At 42.9% G+C, this 13,620-nt stretch carries 19 protein-coding genes; 10 read left to right on the top strand and 9 right to left on the bottom strand.

Features of this window, described 5'->3' with window-relative positions:
* Positions 1-6: 6 nt before the first annotated feature.
* Positions 7-645: an LON peptidase substrate-binding domain-containing protein gene (locus MICAI_RS00385; protein ID WP_002739408.1), complete on the top strand. Its 639-nt coding sequence runs from the start codon at positions 7-9 to the stop codon at positions 643-645.
* Between the two features lie 497 nt (positions 646-1,142).
* Entirely contained in the window at positions 1,143-1,745 is a 603-nt protein-coding gene (locus MICAI_RS00380) for a Crp/Fnr family transcriptional regulator (RefSeq protein ID WP_008196089.1), read from the top strand.
* A 1-nt stretch (position 1,746) separates the two neighbouring features.
* On the opposite strand, the gene MICAI_RS00375 is transcribed toward MICAI_RS00380, so the two are convergent.
* Complete coding sequence (locus MICAI_RS00375) at positions 1,747-2,664, bottom strand: ROK family protein (protein WP_008196087.1); 918 nt, start codon at positions 2,662-2,664, stop codon at positions 1,747-1,749.
* 356 nt (positions 2,665-3,020) lie between these two features.
* Here MICAI_RS00375 and MICAI_RS00370 point away from each other — a divergent pair, with 356 nt between their 5' ends.
* From MICAI_RS00370 to MICAI_RS00360, 3 genes are read left to right on the top strand one after another with little or no spacing between them, the layout of a single operon-like run.
* Complete coding sequence (locus MICAI_RS00370; RefSeq protein ID WP_008196086.1) at positions 3,021-3,506, top strand: DUF29 domain-containing protein; 486 nt, start codon at positions 3,021-3,023, stop codon at positions 3,504-3,506.
* 19 nt (positions 3,507-3,525) lie between these two features.
* The gene (locus MICAI_RS00365) at positions 3,526-4,008 is read left to right on the top strand and encodes a DUF29 domain-containing protein (RefSeq protein ID WP_008196084.1); all 483 of its coding nucleotides are present in this window, start codon (positions 3,526-3,528) and stop codon (positions 4,006-4,008) included.
* A gap of 19 nt (positions 4,009-4,027) precedes the next feature.
* Positions 4,028-4,492 (top strand): DUF29 domain-containing protein, encoded by a 465-nt coding sequence (locus MICAI_RS00360; protein WP_039899187.1) that lies wholly within the window; start codon positions 4,028-4,030, stop codon positions 4,490-4,492.
* A gap of 38 nt (positions 4,493-4,530) precedes the next feature.
* Here the strand turns inward: MICAI_RS00360 and MICAI_RS00355 are convergent, their stop codons facing one another.
* The 5 genes from MICAI_RS00355 to MICAI_RS00335 form a co-directional block, all read right to left on the bottom strand.
* Complete coding sequence (locus MICAI_RS00355; RefSeq protein WP_008196079.1) at positions 4,531-4,911, bottom strand: DUF7682 family zinc-binding protein; 381 nt, start codon at positions 4,909-4,911, stop codon at positions 4,531-4,533.
* Between the two features lie 205 nt (positions 4,912-5,116).
* On the bottom strand, positions 5,117-6,169 hold the full coding sequence (locus MICAI_RS00350; protein WP_008196077.1) for a phosphotransferase: 1,053 nt from the start codon (positions 6,167-6,169) through the stop codon (positions 5,117-5,119).
* 330 nt (positions 6,170-6,499) lie between these two features.
* Complete coding sequence (locus MICAI_RS00345; protein ID WP_008196075.1) at positions 6,500-7,543, bottom strand: S66 peptidase family protein; 1,044 nt, start codon at positions 7,541-7,543, stop codon at positions 6,500-6,502.
* A gap of 39 nt (positions 7,544-7,582) precedes the next feature.
* The gene (locus MICAI_RS00340; protein WP_008196073.1) at positions 7,583-7,834 is read right to left on the bottom strand and encodes a hypothetical protein; all 252 of its coding nucleotides are present in this window, start codon (positions 7,832-7,834) and stop codon (positions 7,583-7,585) included.
* Positions 7,835-7,876: 42 nt separating this feature from the next.
* Positions 7,877-8,344: a CBS domain-containing protein gene (locus tag MICAI_RS00335; protein ID WP_008196071.1), complete on the bottom strand. Its 468-nt coding sequence runs from the start codon at positions 8,342-8,344 to the stop codon at positions 7,877-7,879.
* Between the two features lie 204 nt (positions 8,345-8,548).
* On the opposite strand from MICAI_RS00335, the gene MICAI_RS00330 reads away from it, so the two are divergent.
* Positions 8,549-9,115 (top strand): Uma2 family endonuclease, encoded by a 567-nt coding sequence (locus MICAI_RS00330; RefSeq protein ID WP_008196069.1) that lies wholly within the window; start codon positions 8,549-8,551, stop codon positions 9,113-9,115.
* 71 nt (positions 9,116-9,186) lie between these two features.
* The gene (gene nadC, locus MICAI_RS00325) at positions 9,187-10,035 is read left to right on the top strand and encodes a carboxylating nicotinate-nucleotide diphosphorylase (protein ID WP_008196068.1); all 849 of its coding nucleotides are present in this window, start codon (positions 9,187-9,189) and stop codon (positions 10,033-10,035) included.
* A 54-nt stretch (positions 10,036-10,089) separates the two neighbouring features.
* On the opposite strand, the gene MICAI_RS00320 is transcribed toward nadC, so the two are convergent.
* Complete coding sequence (locus MICAI_RS00320) at positions 10,090-10,887, bottom strand: SAM hydrolase/SAM-dependent halogenase family protein (RefSeq protein WP_008196065.1); 798 nt, start codon at positions 10,885-10,887, stop codon at positions 10,090-10,092.
* A gap of 134 nt (positions 10,888-11,021) precedes the next feature.
* Between MICAI_RS00320 and MICAI_RS26185 the strand changes: the two genes are divergently transcribed.
* The 3 genes from MICAI_RS26185 (at position 11,022) to MICAI_RS00315 (ending at position 11,948) form a co-directional block, all read left to right on the top strand.
* Entirely contained in the window at positions 11,022-11,183 is a 162-nt protein-coding gene (locus tag MICAI_RS26185) for an arginine synthesis PII-interacting regulator PirA (RefSeq protein WP_002733724.1), read from the top strand.
* A gap of 152 nt (positions 11,184-11,335) precedes the next feature.
* Entirely contained in the window at positions 11,336-11,500 is a 165-nt protein-coding gene (locus MICAI_RS26180; RefSeq protein WP_008196036.1) for a hypothetical protein, read from the top strand.
* Entirely contained in the window at positions 11,493-11,948 is a 456-nt protein-coding gene (locus MICAI_RS00315) for a GNAT family N-acetyltransferase (RefSeq protein WP_008196035.1), read from the top strand. The genes MICAI_RS26180 and MICAI_RS00315 overlap by 8 nt, the downstream gene beginning before the upstream one ends.
* 403 nt (positions 11,949-12,351) lie before the next feature.
* On the opposite strand, the gene MICAI_RS25535 is transcribed toward MICAI_RS00315, so the two are convergent.
* Together MICAI_RS25535 and MICAI_RS00310 are read right to left on the bottom strand one after the other, a co-directional pair.
* Positions 12,352-12,504 (bottom strand): hypothetical protein, encoded by a 153-nt coding sequence (locus MICAI_RS25535; RefSeq protein ID WP_008196033.1) that lies wholly within the window; start codon positions 12,502-12,504, stop codon positions 12,352-12,354.
* A 254-nt stretch (positions 12,505-12,758) separates the two neighbouring features.
* Positions 12,759-13,544 carry a Uma2 family endonuclease gene (locus tag MICAI_RS00310; protein WP_008196032.1) on the bottom strand — a complete coding sequence of 262 codons (786 nt, stop codon included), beginning with the start codon at positions 13,542-13,544 and terminating at the stop codon, positions 12,759-12,761.
* Between the last annotated feature and the right edge of the window lie 76 nt (positions 13,545-13,620).

Below are 13,620 nucleotides of genomic sequence, written 5' to 3'. Positions count from 1 at the left end.
AAACCTATGGCCACTTCTTCCATTGCCGTTAGAGAATTACCCCTCTTTCCCCTACCCGAAGTTGTTTTATTCCCGGGTCGTCCCCTGCCCCTGCACATCTTCGAGTTTCGCTATCGGATTATGATGAATACGATATTGGAAGAAGATCGCCGTTTTGGGGTCTTAATGGTAGATCCGGCCACGGGAGAAATCGCTAAAGTCGGCAGTTGTGCCGAAGTTGTCCGTTGTCAACGTCTCCCGGACGACCGGTTAAAAATTCTCACCATCGGTCAACAGCGCTTCCGTGTCCTAGAATACGTCCGGGAAAAACCCTATCGTGTCGGTTTAGTGGAGTGGATTGAAGATGTCCCCACCACCCAAGATCTGCGACCTCTGGCCAAAGAAGTGGATCGACTGCTGCGGGATGTGGTTCATCTCTCAGCCAAATTAACCGCTCAAAAAATTGAACTCCCCGACGATTTGCCTAGTCTTCCCCTGGAATTATCCTACTGGGTGGCGGGTAATCTCTACGGTGTGGCCGGGGAACAACAGGCTTTATTGGAAATGCTCGATACAGTTAGTCGTCTGCAACGAGAATCGGAAATTCTCACCTCGACTCGCAATCATCTGGCCGCTCGCACGGCTCTTAAAGATGCTTTAAATTAATAATCTTGAGGTTTTTCAGCTGCGGGAGAGGGAAATGGGGAAGTTATTTCAGTGAACAGTGAACAGTAATCAGTAATCAGTGAACTGATAACTCATACTAAATCCGTTGAGTATAGGCTACTTATGAGGACAGGCAATAGGCAATAGGCAATAGGCAATAGGAGCAATAGATAATCAGTTTTTAATAACCAGATTTAGTATCACATCTGAAAACTGATGGCTCTTCTAGGTTCTGTGTGATAAGTTTAATTGACATAGGATCGATCGATCTTTGTGTCCTTTGTGTCTTTGTGGTTCGTTCCACCCCCTCGCTCTTGAGAAATGTATCTTAGAATACATTTTACCCACCAAAGCTGGGAGAGCCAACTGATGACTTACCCACTGATAACTGATAACTGATAACTGATAACTGTTAATCTGGGGATTACCTAATGTTTACCTTGATACAGTAAAGTGGGGTTAAAATTGCTATTCCTTCACCCAGGAGAACTTCGATCATGTTGCTGACCTATAATCCCAATGTCTCACCCTTCCGAGAAGACTATAGCGAGAGTCGTCGGCTGCATTTTTATGATCGCGGGGAAAATATTCCTCTGGTGGTTGATGGAGTCTGGCAAGTTTATCGGGGTATGGCGCAACTAAGTCAAGTATCTGAGAGTGGAGAGGAAATTTTACTAGGCTGGGCCCATTCATCCCACTTTTTTGGCTTAAATTTGACCCATCTGGAATCCTATCACGCCAGGGCCTTGTCGGAACTGTACCTAAAATGGTACACGATCGCCGAAGTGGAAAACTCGGTGGAATTAACTAGGATGATGTTAAATCAAATGATCCGTCGTCAACAACAAACGGAATCGCTACTGGCGATCGCTGGAATCAAACGAGTGGAGGAACGTCTCCAGCAGTTACTACAGTTATTAAAGCGGGAAATGGGAGAACCAATCGCCCAAGGCAGTCGTTTAAAGATCCGTTTAACCCATCAAAATCTCGCCAATGCTATCGGTACCACCAGGGTAACGATAACCCGTTTATTAGGGGAATTTCAGCGTCAGGGAGCGGTGAGCAGCGATTGCGATCGCCATTTAATTATTCACGATTAAGTCAGTCCCCCCCCATAATAGACTCCCCGCGGCAGTCCACTAATTGCCAAGCTAATTTAGCAGCCCCCACCATGCCGGCGCGATTACCTAACTCGGCCGTTAATACCTCTAATCCTTCTCTGGAACTAGGTAAAACCCGTCTTTCGATTTCTGTGAGCAGAGAGGGAAAGAAAAACTTAGCACTGGCGCTAATGCCGCCGCCGATAATTACCGCCTCTGGGGTGAGAACATAGAGTAAACTGGCAATACCAGCCCCCAGTAAACAACCGTAACGCTGCCAGAATTTTAAAGCCTCTTGATCGCCTTTTTCGGCCAATTCTGCCAATTGCTTCGGTTCTTTGCCGGTCATCCGGCGAATAGCTTGCCGGGAGACGTATTGTTCCAAGGAACCCTGATTCCCGCTATTGCACAATGGACCGTCAAAATTGAGGGTTATTAAGCCTAATTCTGCGGCTGTTCCCTTGCTGCCCACAAATAAGTTACCATCGAGGATAATTGCCCCTCCTACTCCCGTCCCCAAGGTCAACAGGATGAGGTTTTGAAAGCGTTTGCCCGCTCCTAACCAAGCTTCCCCTAAACCGGCACAATTGGCATCGTTGGCTAAAATTGTCGGCATTCCCGTGCTTTCTTCTAACCAATCGGCGAGGGGAATATCCCGCCATCCTGCCAAATTAATCGCTATTTTGGCAATTCTTCCCTGAGCATCCGCCGGCCCCGGCGTTCCCACACCGATGGCTTGACAACTTTTATCTAAATTTACTTGACAAATGCCTTGATGTATGGTATGGGCAACTTCTTTGGGTGTAGCGGGTTGGGGAGTGGGCAAGGTGAGAGATTCGAGACAATTGCCCTCTTGGTCAAATTTACCAATTTTAATCGCAGTTCCACCTAAATCGACACCTATTACTGTTTTCACCATCGGGCTTTCCTTGTTACTCTGGGAGTAGCTAGGTTTATTATCACTCTTTTTGGCGGTTTTTTCGCAGTTAGATGTGATTGAGAGGATAATTCGGCTAAACTGGCAAAACTAGCTAATTGATTAGCCCCAAATTTCTTCTATAGTTTAGATAAGTACCTAAGCAAAATTAATTACACATCCAAGCCGTCACCCGTCAGCGAAAAGCTTTTTGCTGTGACCAGTAAACAGTAAACTAAAAATTCAAATCTGATCCCTGATAGCTGTCCCGGAGTCCCCGTCTCCTGTCTCGACTAGGAAATTAATTTTGCACGACTACTTACCTGCAGCTTAACTCCTGATTTTTTCCCATTTCAAAAATGATCAAAGTTACCATCCCAAATCTCTACGATAGCGATTATCAGCTTTGGCTAGAAAATACTATCAACCAATTACGTCAGGGGGATTTTCAAGCGGTAGATTGGCCGAATTTATTAGAGGAGTTAGCGGATTTGGGAAAAAGTGAACGACGAGCATTAGAAAGTTTATTAACTCGACTTTTAGAACATTTACTGAAGTTAACTTACTGGCAATCCCAACGAGATTATAATCAAGCTGGATGGAAAAAAGAAATTCGCAATTTTCGGATTCAGATCAAAAAAATTCTCAAAGATAGTCCCAGTTTAAAGTCCTATTTAAGGGAAATTTTGCAGGAATGTTATCTCGATGCTCGCAATCTGCTTATTGACGAAACCCAATTAGATGCTAGTATTTTCCCCGGGGAAGTGTTAGCTAGTCTAGAGGAGATTCTCGATGAAAATTGGTTGCCTAATTGGGAAGCTATCAGCAATAATTCTGAACAGTGAAATTAAGGAGTAAAAAATCATGAATATTACCATCCAAAATCTCTACAATAGCGATTATCAACTTTGGTTAGAGTCCACTATCAACCAATTGCGTCGGGGGGATTTTCAAGCGGTAGATTGGCCGAATTTATTAGAGGAGTTAGCAGATTTGGGTAAAAATAATCGACGAGCATTAGAAAGTTTATTAACTCGACTTTTAGAACATTTACTGAAGTTAACTTACTGGCAATCCCAACGAGATTATAATCAAGCAGCATGGAAAGGGGAAATTAGAACCTTTCGGAAACAAATCAAGAAAATACTGAGAGATAGTCCCAGTCTCAAACCCTATTTATCCGAGATACTTGAGGAATGTTACAGCGATGCTCGGGAGATAATTATTGATATAACCGAATTAGATGCCAGTATTTTCCCTGGGGAAGTGTTAGCTAGTCTAGAGGAGATTCTCGATCAAAATTGGTTGCCGGATTGGGAAGCTATCAGCAATAATTCTGAACAGTGAAATTAAGGAGTAAAAAATGATGAATATTACCATTTCCAATCTCTACGATAGCGATTATCAACTTTGGTTAGAGTCCACTATCAACCAATTACGTCGGGGGGATTTTCAAGCAGTAGATTGGCCGAATTTATTAGAGGAGTTAGCAGATTTGGGTAAAAATAATCGACGAGTGCTTAAGAGTCTCTTAACTCGACTTTTAGAGCATTTACTAAAGTTAACTTACTGGCAATCGCAACGAGATTACAATCAAGCAGCATGGAAAAAAGAAATCAGAAATTTTCGCCTACAAATTGCCGATCTTTTAGAAGATAGTCCCAGTTTAAAGTCCTATTTAAGGGAAATTTTGCAAGAATGTTATCTCGATGCTCGCCATCTGCTTATTGACGAAACCCAATTAGATGCCAGTATTTTCCCCGGGGAATTGTTAGCTAGTCTAGAGGAGATTCTCGATGAAAATTGGCTGCCGGATTTTCGGGAGACATAAACAGCGATAAATCTTCTGAGACAAACTAAAGATTAGCTTCACCTACCCGGTTTACAGACATTATAATCCTCGTGAGAGATCACCGCTTCCGGGACGAGAAGATTGCCGTGGTCGCGACAGATGAGGCGATAATTGCGGGTAACGGGGATACTGATAATAAAGCGATCGTGTCGCAATCGTTTACCATGGAAATCTCGATAATTGCGGTGATTTTGCAATCCTTGCAGGATTTCCCTGGCTTTAATTACCACATTTTTCGGCAATTCCCGCAAATCGATTGGATCCTGGGAAAAAGTGGCTTCCCAGGCATTTTTTTGGCGTTTTCTTTCTTCCCAAGCGGCATCTAGTTGAGCGCAATGATGGCAGACTTGGCCATAACCCTTATGACCACAGGGAAACTTCTTCTTTCTTCTAGACATAATACCATCTGTCTGTGAGGCTGTCAGGGAGTATTCAAAAGCGGTAAAGCTCGCTTCACTTTTGGCAGATGAAGAAGAAAATCTTTACCTAGTGATTATCTATACTTACCAGCATACAGGGATCGATCCCCGGTTTGGCGATTGACCAGCAAGAAAGTTTATCTTCGTTAGTTGAGGCTGCTGTCACCGACAAGATTAAGGCTGCTTAGAATAATTCCCATTCTTGGGTTCTTAAACGCTTGAGAATGGCCAAACGGCTACTAAAATAATTGGCACAGAGACGACTATAATCGGTTAAACGCAGATTATTTAAGCTAATTGACCAAGACCAAATATAGGCCGCTTGGGTGAGATACTGAAGACAAGATAATTCACCATCGGTTAAAGGTACTGTTTCATCGTAACCTTGAATAAAACCATGGCGAACCCGGCGATTTAAACCAGATTGTAGGGAAACTTGCAGAAATTTAGCGATATCGAAAACTCGCCAACCATAACCGCACTGATCGAAATCAAATAGGGTCATCTGATTATCAGGGGTGATGTGTACATTACCACTATGGGGATCGCCCCAACAAATGCTCCAATAGGGAGATTCGGTCGGTAATTTAGCGGTTTCTTCCTCTATTTCCCCAATGGTTTCTAAGACACACTCTAGGTCGCTCGGTCGTTGGTGCAGAAAAGGTGCGATAATTTGCAGGGAATCCTCGAGAAGATATTTGAGGTTGAGGGGATGACGATAGGCTAGGGTTTGAAAATCTGCTGTCACCCGATGTAAATTAGCCACGATCGCCCCTAAATGATAGGCTTGTTCTATATCTATGTCGCCAATGGCAATTCCTCCAGGAGCATAGGGAAAAAGGACGGCGTAACGTTTTCCTTCCGGAGCCTTAATTTCTACGGATAAATCACCGTTTTTGGTGCGAATTGGCGCGGCGACGGGAACCTGAGAGCGATCAAGATAATCTAATAATTCTAACTCGAAGTCGATTTCCATTTTGCTGCGCCAATGGCAGTGAGACACGCGCAAAATGTAGGGAGTAGTCAAGGTTTCGAGGAGATACACATCACTTAAACCCCGATGCCAAAATTGACAATTTTTCGGCACTTCAATCTCGTAACGAGAAAAAACTAAATCTGCTAGGGCAGCGGGAGCCAGAGTCGAGTAGAGTGTGGGAAACGTCCATTCCCCGGTCTGAAGATTAGCAGCGGGATAACTCGAAAGCGGTAAATTGAGCGAAGCCAGAAAAGTCGTCACGGTTCCCTCCCGATGCAAGTATGGACTAGGCTCGCATCATCCTATTCTATAGGCCACATATATTACAAATTGGCTCGATCGCTCCGTATATTTCGCTACATTCCTCTGACTGGAAAGTGGGTGTAGGGTCTGGGATCTGGGGTGTGGGGTGTGGGGAAAGAAACCTCTTTCATCTGTGGGGGTGAAAATTTTTTCATCGGCACTGACTCCTTACCCCACAGTTAACTTTACTTTTGTCCAACTACTTATCAGTACCCCAAAAATTAATATAGGAGCTGCTGAAAAAGTCTTGGAGTGGGAACGCCAGAACAGTTTTTGAGGCTTTAACACCTACTTACTAACCGCCGATTCTAACATAGTAATTGTTCCCTGATTAGCATCAAATTCTACTGCAATACCAATAGCCAGAGTCTCGATAATCTCCAAATGTCCGATCATTAAACCTAAACAAGCGGGAATTTTTAAGGGTTGAATATATTCTCGGATCACTTCTTCTAAAGTCAGGGAACCATAGTTACTATCGGCGCTACAATTGCTACATTGACCGAAGATAAACCCCGCTAAATTATCGAAAATTCCCGCTAATTTTAATTGATTTAACAGGCGATCTATTTCATAAACATCTTCACCAATATCTTCTACAAATAGGATAGCTCCGGTAAAATCTGGTAGATAGGAAGAACCTGCGATCGAGGCTAAAGTGGTTAAATTACCACCGATTAATTTACCTTTTGCTTGACCTTTAGTAATGGTTTGAATTCGATTTTTTACCTGCATTAAACGATTAGCATCATCGGGATCAGGAAGATTTCTAAAAGTCAACTTTTCCCCAGAAAATAACACTTGTCGAAAGCTTTCAGTTTGAGCAGTGCGCCAACTAGAAAAGCCATTGGGAGCATGGAAAGTAACTAAACCAGTTTTGGCATAAATAGCCAATAATAAAGAGGTTATATCACTGAAACCACAGATGATTTTAGGATGACGACGAATTAAATCGTAGTCGAGATAAGGTAATAAACGAGCGCTGCCCCAACCGCCACGAATTGGTAAAATTAGGGCAATATTATCATCGGCAAAAAATTTATTTATATCCGACGCTCGCTCCCTATCTTTACCAGCTAAATAACCATAACGATCTAAAGCGTATTCACCAACTTGTGGGACTAATTTTAGGGATTTAACTGCTTCGATAACTATGTTCAAATCATCTTCTTTAAAAGTTGCCCCCGCCGGACTAATAATACCCACTCCGTCCCCTGGTTGTAGATTTGGCGGTTTAATCAGAGGAAAATTAGTGCTAACAATTTTTCTAGGAATTAGGGAAAAACTAACAGCAGTTAGGGCGGAATTAGTGAGAAATTGACGGCGCTTCATCCTGAGGGTTTTTAGAGAAATTGCAAGGGAAATAAGAATTTAGAGATTAGCGCTCAGAAAAAAAGTTTTCACAATTGCTGCAGCTAGGGGGACAATTAATGCCCAAACCTGATATTTTTGGTTTCCTTCTAATGAGTTTAGTCGATTTTCTATTCCCTCAACTTTTCCCGTTAACACTGCTTGTCCTACGTTTAAATCCGTCACATCTTTTTGTAAAAAATCGATTTTTCCCTCAATCCGCAGCAAGATAGTTTCTAGGGAATAAGTAACCGTTTCCTGAGATTGATTCATTTGTCCAAGACCTGTTAGTTAATTGTTGCCCTAAAAAAGCAATTATGCTTCCGATTTTGCCATATCGCGAATGATATCGCCGCGGGTGATAATACCGATTACTTTGTGGGTTTCTTCCTCAATCACCGGTAAACGACGCACATGACGATCATACATTAACGAGGCCGCTTCTTTCAAAGGGCGATCAGCTGTGATACTAATAGGTTTATCGGTCATTACTTCCCCCACGGTTTGACCGAGAGCTTTATGGAGTAATTTCTCGTGACGGCTAGGATTTTGTAGATAGATGACGCTATCGAGGAGCATAATGTAAGGAGGAGCTTCTACTCCCGTTTCCTGCCACATAAGGTCAGTTTCGGAGATAACCCCAATCAGTCGCATATTGTCATCTACCACGGGTAAACCACTAAAGCGCTTTTCGGCCAAAATCTTCACTGCTTCGGATAGAGAAGTGTTAGCGGTGACGGTGATGGGATTGGGAGTCATGATATGGGCAACTGTTTTCGTCATCTTAGCGACCTGCGACAATAATGCTTTCTCTCTCCATCTTATCATTAGGGTAATCAGTCGCCGCTTATAGCAGTCGTCTTAGTGGCGAGATACAAAGTTTTCGTTTTGGGGAACCAGTGTTCGGTCGTTAGGAGTCGATACAAAATTAGGTTACACTTCATCTTTATGATAAACACTGTATTTAGTTGACAAGGAAAAAGAAAAATGATCTCTCAACCTCAATACCCAGAAAGAATGACCACGGAAGAGTATCTAGGATGGGAGGCTACACAGGAATTGCGCCATGAATACATTGATGGGGAAATTGTCGCCATGACTGGGGGTAGTCTGGCTCATAATGATATTACCTTGAATTTTTACAGAACTTTATATTCTCATCTCCGTCCGCGAGGCTGTCGGGTGAATGTATCTGATGCGAAGGTACAAGATAATAATGGTCGTTATTTTTATCCCGATTTGGTGATTAGTTGCGATTCTAGGGATAGAGAATCTCGTCATTTTATTCAACATCCACAAGTGATTATTGAAGTGCTTTCCCCTAGCACAGGAAACTATGACCGCACTAAAAAGTTACAATATTATCGTCAGATTGCCAGTGTACAAGAATACGTTTTAGTCGATGTCGAATCGATCATTGTTGAGGTTTATCGCCGCGGTGAAGGTAAAATTTGGTTTTACTGCGCTTATAGTCAAGGGGAAGAAATTATTCTATCTAGTCTCGATTTTCACTGTGCGATCGAGTTAATCTATGAAGGGATAAGTTTCGATTAAAAAAAGTTTACAAAAAGGTCAAACCTTCCTAGACTTAAAATAAATACGTCCCGATTGTTTCGATAAATCCTATGTTACCGCCCCTATTAGTCCTTGATCCCTTGTTAGAAAACTGGTTACGAGAAGATCTCGGTAGAGGCGATCGCACCACCCAAGCAATTTTCTTCGGTCATGCTAAAATCGGTCAAGCCACTTGGATTGCCAAGGAAGCGGGTGTTATTGCCGGTTTACCCGTAGCTGAACGCGTTTTTCAACTGCTTAACCCCACTATTCATTTTACCCCCACCGTTGCCGAGGGGGAATTCTGCCCTAAGTCTAAGGTTATTGCCGAGATAGAAGGTTCTTTCGATGCGCTGTTAATCGGGGAAAGAGTCGCTTTAAATCTTGCCATGCGCTTGAGTGGGATTGCTACTGCCACTCGTCAGTATGTGGAGAAAATTGCCGATTTATCGACAAGATTGGTGGATACTCGCAAAACTACTCCCGGATTGCGAATTTTAGAAAAATATGCCTCCAGTATCGGTGGCGCAATCAACCATCGTTTGGGGTTAGATGATGCAATTATGATTAAAGATAATCATATTCAAGCAGCCGGCAGCATCGAGGAAGCAGTGCGTCGTGTACGGCAAAATATGCCCTATCCTCTCACAATTGAGGTAGAAACCAGCCAATTAGAAGAAGTGAATCAGGCCCTGCAGCAGGAGGTAGAGATCATTATGTTAGATAATATGGATTTAGAAATGATGCAAACTGCTGTGGAGATGATCCGCAAGTTTAATAGTAAAACCAAAATAGAAGCATCGGGAAATATTACCCTTGATCGCATTCGCAACGTTGCCGAAACAGGAGTAGATTATATTTCTACTAGCGCCCCGATTACCCGTTCTACTTGGTTAGATATTAGTATGATAATTGATTAAAAGGCTCTATCAGTTATCAGTTATCAGTTATCAGTTATCAGTTATCAGTTTTGATCACTGACTCCTATCTATTCTAACCTCGATCGCATCGCCAATATTTAGGTGTAATTGCTTTTGAGCGCTGCCACTATTGACGGCAATTTCTAACCCCCCGTGACTACCGATAAAAGCGACTATTTCCCCCGAAGCAACATCACTGTAGGTGTTTTTTGCGGGGATAATGTTTGGTCCTAACTGCACCGACCAATTTTTTCCTTCTAGGAGATAATCGGCAATATTGCTGATTAAATTGCCGAAAATGTCAATATATTGAATTTGACCCCTAATTTTATCTTCCTCGATTTGCGGAACAGCGATCGCTAATTGTTGCAAGCTATCGGGATCAATAATCTCACCTAACATTTCTAGGGGTACTCCCCGGGCTAAATAAGCGGCCACAGCAGCAAAAATATCACGACCGTGAAAAGTAGTGCTAGGGTTAGGGGTGCGCCAATAGGAAGAATTATTGAGATTAACGGCAGATATAGCGGGAGATTGGCTTAAAATGCCACTAAATAAACCATTATCTGGCCCGACTAAATAACCACCGGCAAAACGAATCCCTACCCCGCGTCTTTTGCTTCCTACCCCCGGATCTATAACTGCCAGATGAATAGTGCCTTGGGGAAAATATTGATAGGCATTCAGGAGAATAAAACGACCAGCGTAAAGGTCTTGGGGCGAAATTTGATGATTCAGGTTGATCGTGCGAGCATGGGGGGCAATTCCTGCGATTACTCCCTTGATAATCCCCACATAACCGTCCTGTAGTCCAAAATCGCTAGTAAGGGTTATTATTGCCTTTTCCGTCATCGACTTGTCCCTAGGGTGGCCAACACTGTTAATAAATCTTAACGCTAAATTCAGTAACTAAAGATACAGTTTACCAAGGAGAATGTTATGATTTAGATATAAGGTAAGTGAAGTCGCTCAAAAGTCTGTCCATCATGAACAAAAATCGTCAGCAAGTCCTAACACAGGCCACCGTCGCTCATAGAGAAACACTCCGCAGAAATTTACAACACCGACTGGAAGTAGCTAGAGCGCAGGGAAATGAGGCTCTAGTGCGTCAATTGGAGGCGGAGGCGGCCTATTTGCACCTTCGTTAGATTTAATCGGTGTTTAGTCATAGTCTAGTTGTCGGTTTTTGGTGATCGGTATGCCGGTCACTTTTTTTTAGACGAATTTTTAGGAAAAAAAATTGCTGATATCTCCGCAATCCCTAAAATAGAAAGAACAGCAGTTTAGAGATCAAATAATTATGGCTTTTTTCCGGCAATATATCGCCCCGCTCCTGACTATCTTAGTGTTTTTAGTGGCTCTGGCTGCTACTGGCATCCGGATTTTTTTACCGGCAGATTTAGCGGCACCCGCTCCGATCGAGCCATCCCTGGGCATAATTTTCTCTTATCCTTGGCATGGCTAACCTTCCCGAAAATTATCGGCTGCGACTGGGAAAAGCGGGCGATCGCTATCTACTCATTAATTTTCTGACCCGAACCTATGAAGAATTTTTTCCCGAACAAAAAAACCTCTCCCATCTAGCTGATACAGTCAGACAGTTTTTTGGCCTCGATACTCCCCTGTGGATCGTCGAAGCACAACAAACGGCGATCGCTTGTCTCTGGATGGGGAGCGCCGTCGATCAGGTGACAGGCGATCGCTATGGTCATATTTTCCTAATTTACGTCGATCCCCAGCATCGTCGCCAAGGTATCGCCAGCGCACTAATCGATGAAGCTAAGGATTGGGCAAAAAGTCGCGGACAAACCCACATCGGTTTACAAGTTTTCATCAATAACGACAATGCTCTCAATCTCTACCAAAATCTCGGCTTTCAAACTCGCTCTTTGCTGATGTGGAAAAATATTTAAAAACTGTCAGGAGACAGGGGACAGGAGATAGGGTGATAGGGTGATAAGCAGGGTCAGCGCATCTCAAAACCTATTGACAGCTAGATTGTAGCTCTTGAGTGCAAGCAGGTAAGCCAGCCACCAGCAGGGTAAGCATATAATCATACTAAATCCGTTGAGTACAGGCTAGTTATGCGGAGAGGCACTCATGCAAAGGGGAATAAATAATCAGTTTTTAATAACCAGATTTAGTATCATTATCCATCGCTGCCCGCTTTGACTTCTGCCTGAGGCTGCGCTTGAAGGTAGATTCTCGGTTGAGGGTATTGACAGCAAAACGCCGCACCAGTCCCAGATTGTCTGGGACCTGCCGAGAGCGGACACGACAAGCATCTTCCCCAAAAGTGACATTGAGCGTCCAATGTCAGGAATTTTCAACACCCCAGTGCAGGCGAATAGCCAGGGCAATTCTGGGACTATAGTCAGGTAAACTGCTCAGGTAAAACTGAATTTCGTGGGTGGGAGCAAATCCTTGGAATATGAGAGGATCGCGAATCAGTGGGACAACAACTATCATTCTCTAAAAGTCCTCTCCAGGGAAGGAAAGCTGACAAATTGTCATGCCTCTTGCCCACACCTTATACTAAATCTGGTTATTAAAAACTGATTATTTATTCCCTTTTGCATGAGTGCCTTTTGCCTATCCTCCTAAGTAGCCTATACTCAACGGATTTGCTATTATTACTTGTCTTAAATGTCTGTATAATTCGCTACATTTTTAGATGCGCTTACCCTAGGGTTTATTGATGGCCGTTTGCAGATTTTAACTGGCTAAATTGTCTGGGGGTTGATGCCTAATTCTCGTAATTTTGCCGCTAATCTTTCCTTGGCTTGTCGTTCTTGTTCTTTTTCTAAAAGAGCCTGTTCTTTTGCCTGTCGTTCCTGTTCCTTTTCTAAAAGAATCTGTTCCTTTTCTAAAAGAATCTGTTCCTTTTCTAAAAGAATCTGTTCCTTTGCTTGTCTTTGCTGTAATTCAGCTTCTTGGGGAGTGGGAACCAATTGACCATCGGCGGTAAAATAACGCAGTTTACGGTCAAATATGCCTAAATATAATCCTAACTGTTCACTCCATAGATAACCCCGGTCATTGGGAGAAATAGCTTGATATTGTCCCTCAAGTATCGTAAATCCTTGGAATTCTAAGGTATTAGGATCGAACCAAAAATAATTAGGAGTGCGAAAAGTATTTTGGTAGAGAATTTTCTTTTTAGTGCGGTCAATATTGGCCGTAGAATCGGAAATAATCTCCACGATCACATTGGGATATTTACCCTGTTCTCCCCAAACCACCCAACTTTTGCGGGGACGTTTTTCTGTATCTAAAACCACAAAAAAATCAGGACCACAGAAATCACGCTTTTTCAGTTGTTCTTCGTTATAGTGGATAGTCAGATTACCGGAAGCGTAGTAATCGTTTTTCTCTTGCCATAATAATTCTAGACAATTGAGGAGAATTATGATCTGTTGCAGGTGTAAATCACTTTCCAAGGGTGGTTCATCACTCCATAAATCGGTGGGGGGACAGGTAACTTCTGCTGAAATGTCGAGAGTCGTCATAGTTTTTACCCTGGCTGGGACATTTATCTAATTATAACAGCTATGAGAAATTATGAATTATGAATTATGAATTATG

This window comes from Microcystis sp. T1-4 (assembly GCF_000297435.1).
Taxonomy (GTDB): domain Bacteria; phylum Cyanobacteriota; class Cyanobacteriia; order Cyanobacteriales; family Microcystaceae; genus Microcystis.
This window is presented reverse-complemented; position numbering and strand designations above follow the sequence as displayed.

What these genes read in the sequence shown, in the direction of transcription:
- MICAI_RS00310 (WP_008196032.1), bottom strand. Translation starts at nt 13,544, where the DNA reads ATGACGACTCTCGACATTTCAGCAGAAGTTACCTGTCCCCCCACCGAT.
- MICAI_RS00375 (WP_008196087.1), bottom strand. Translation starts at nt 2,664, where the DNA reads ATGGTGAAAACAGTAATAGGTGTCGATTTAGGTGGAACTGCGATTAAA.
- MICAI_RS00370 (WP_008196086.1), top strand. Translation starts at nt 3,021, where the DNA reads ATGATCAAAGTTACCATCCCAAATCTCTACGATAGCGATTATCAGCTT.
- MICAI_RS00340 (WP_008196073.1), bottom strand. Translation starts at nt 7,834, where the DNA reads ATGAATCAATCTCAGGAAACGGTTACTTATTCCCTAGAAACTATCTTG.
- MICAI_RS00385 (WP_002739408.1), top strand. Translation starts at nt 7, where the DNA reads ATGGCCACTTCTTCCATTGCCGTTAGAGAATTACCCCTCTTTCCCCTA.
- MICAI_RS00360 (WP_039899187.1), top strand. Translation starts at nt 4,028, where the DNA reads ATGAATATTACCATTTCCAATCTCTACGATAGCGATTATCAACTTTGG.
- MICAI_RS00365 (WP_008196084.1), top strand. Translation starts at nt 3,526, where the DNA reads ATGAATATTACCATCCAAAATCTCTACAATAGCGATTATCAACTTTGG.
- MICAI_RS00345 (WP_008196075.1), bottom strand. Translation starts at nt 7,543, where the DNA reads ATGAAGCGCCGTCAATTTCTCACTAATTCCGCCCTAACTGCTGTTAGT.
- MICAI_RS26180 (WP_008196036.1), top strand. Translation starts at nt 11,336, where the DNA reads ATGGCTTTTTTCCGGCAATATATCGCCCCGCTCCTGACTATCTTAGTG.
- MICAI_RS25535 (WP_008196033.1), bottom strand. Translation starts at nt 12,504, where the DNA reads ATGATAGTTGTTGTCCCACTGATTCGCGATCCTCTCATATTCCAAGGA.
- MICAI_RS00380 (WP_008196089.1), top strand. Translation starts at nt 1,143, where the DNA reads ATGTTGCTGACCTATAATCCCAATGTCTCACCCTTCCGAGAAGACTAT.
- MICAI_RS26185 (WP_002733724.1), top strand. Translation starts at nt 11,022, where the DNA reads ATGAACAAAAATCGTCAGCAAGTCCTAACACAGGCCACCGTCGCTCAT.
- MICAI_RS00320 (WP_008196065.1), bottom strand. Translation starts at nt 10,887, where the DNA reads ATGACGGAAAAGGCAATAATAACCCTTACTAGCGATTTTGGACTACAG.
- MICAI_RS00315 (WP_008196035.1), top strand. Translation starts at nt 11,493, where the DNA reads ATGGCTAACCTTCCCGAAAATTATCGGCTGCGACTGGGAAAAGCGGGC.
- nadC (WP_008196068.1), top strand. Translation starts at nt 9,187, where the DNA reads ATGTTACCGCCCCTATTAGTCCTTGATCCCTTGTTAGAAAACTGGTTA.
- MICAI_RS00335 (WP_008196071.1), bottom strand. Translation starts at nt 8,344, where the DNA reads ATGACGAAAACAGTTGCCCATATCATGACTCCCAATCCCATCACCGTC.
- MICAI_RS00330 (WP_008196069.1), top strand. Translation starts at nt 8,549, where the DNA reads ATGATCTCTCAACCTCAATACCCAGAAAGAATGACCACGGAAGAGTAT.
- MICAI_RS00355 (WP_008196079.1), bottom strand. Translation starts at nt 4,911, where the DNA reads ATGTCTAGAAGAAAGAAGAAGTTTCCCTGTGGTCATAAGGGTTATGGC.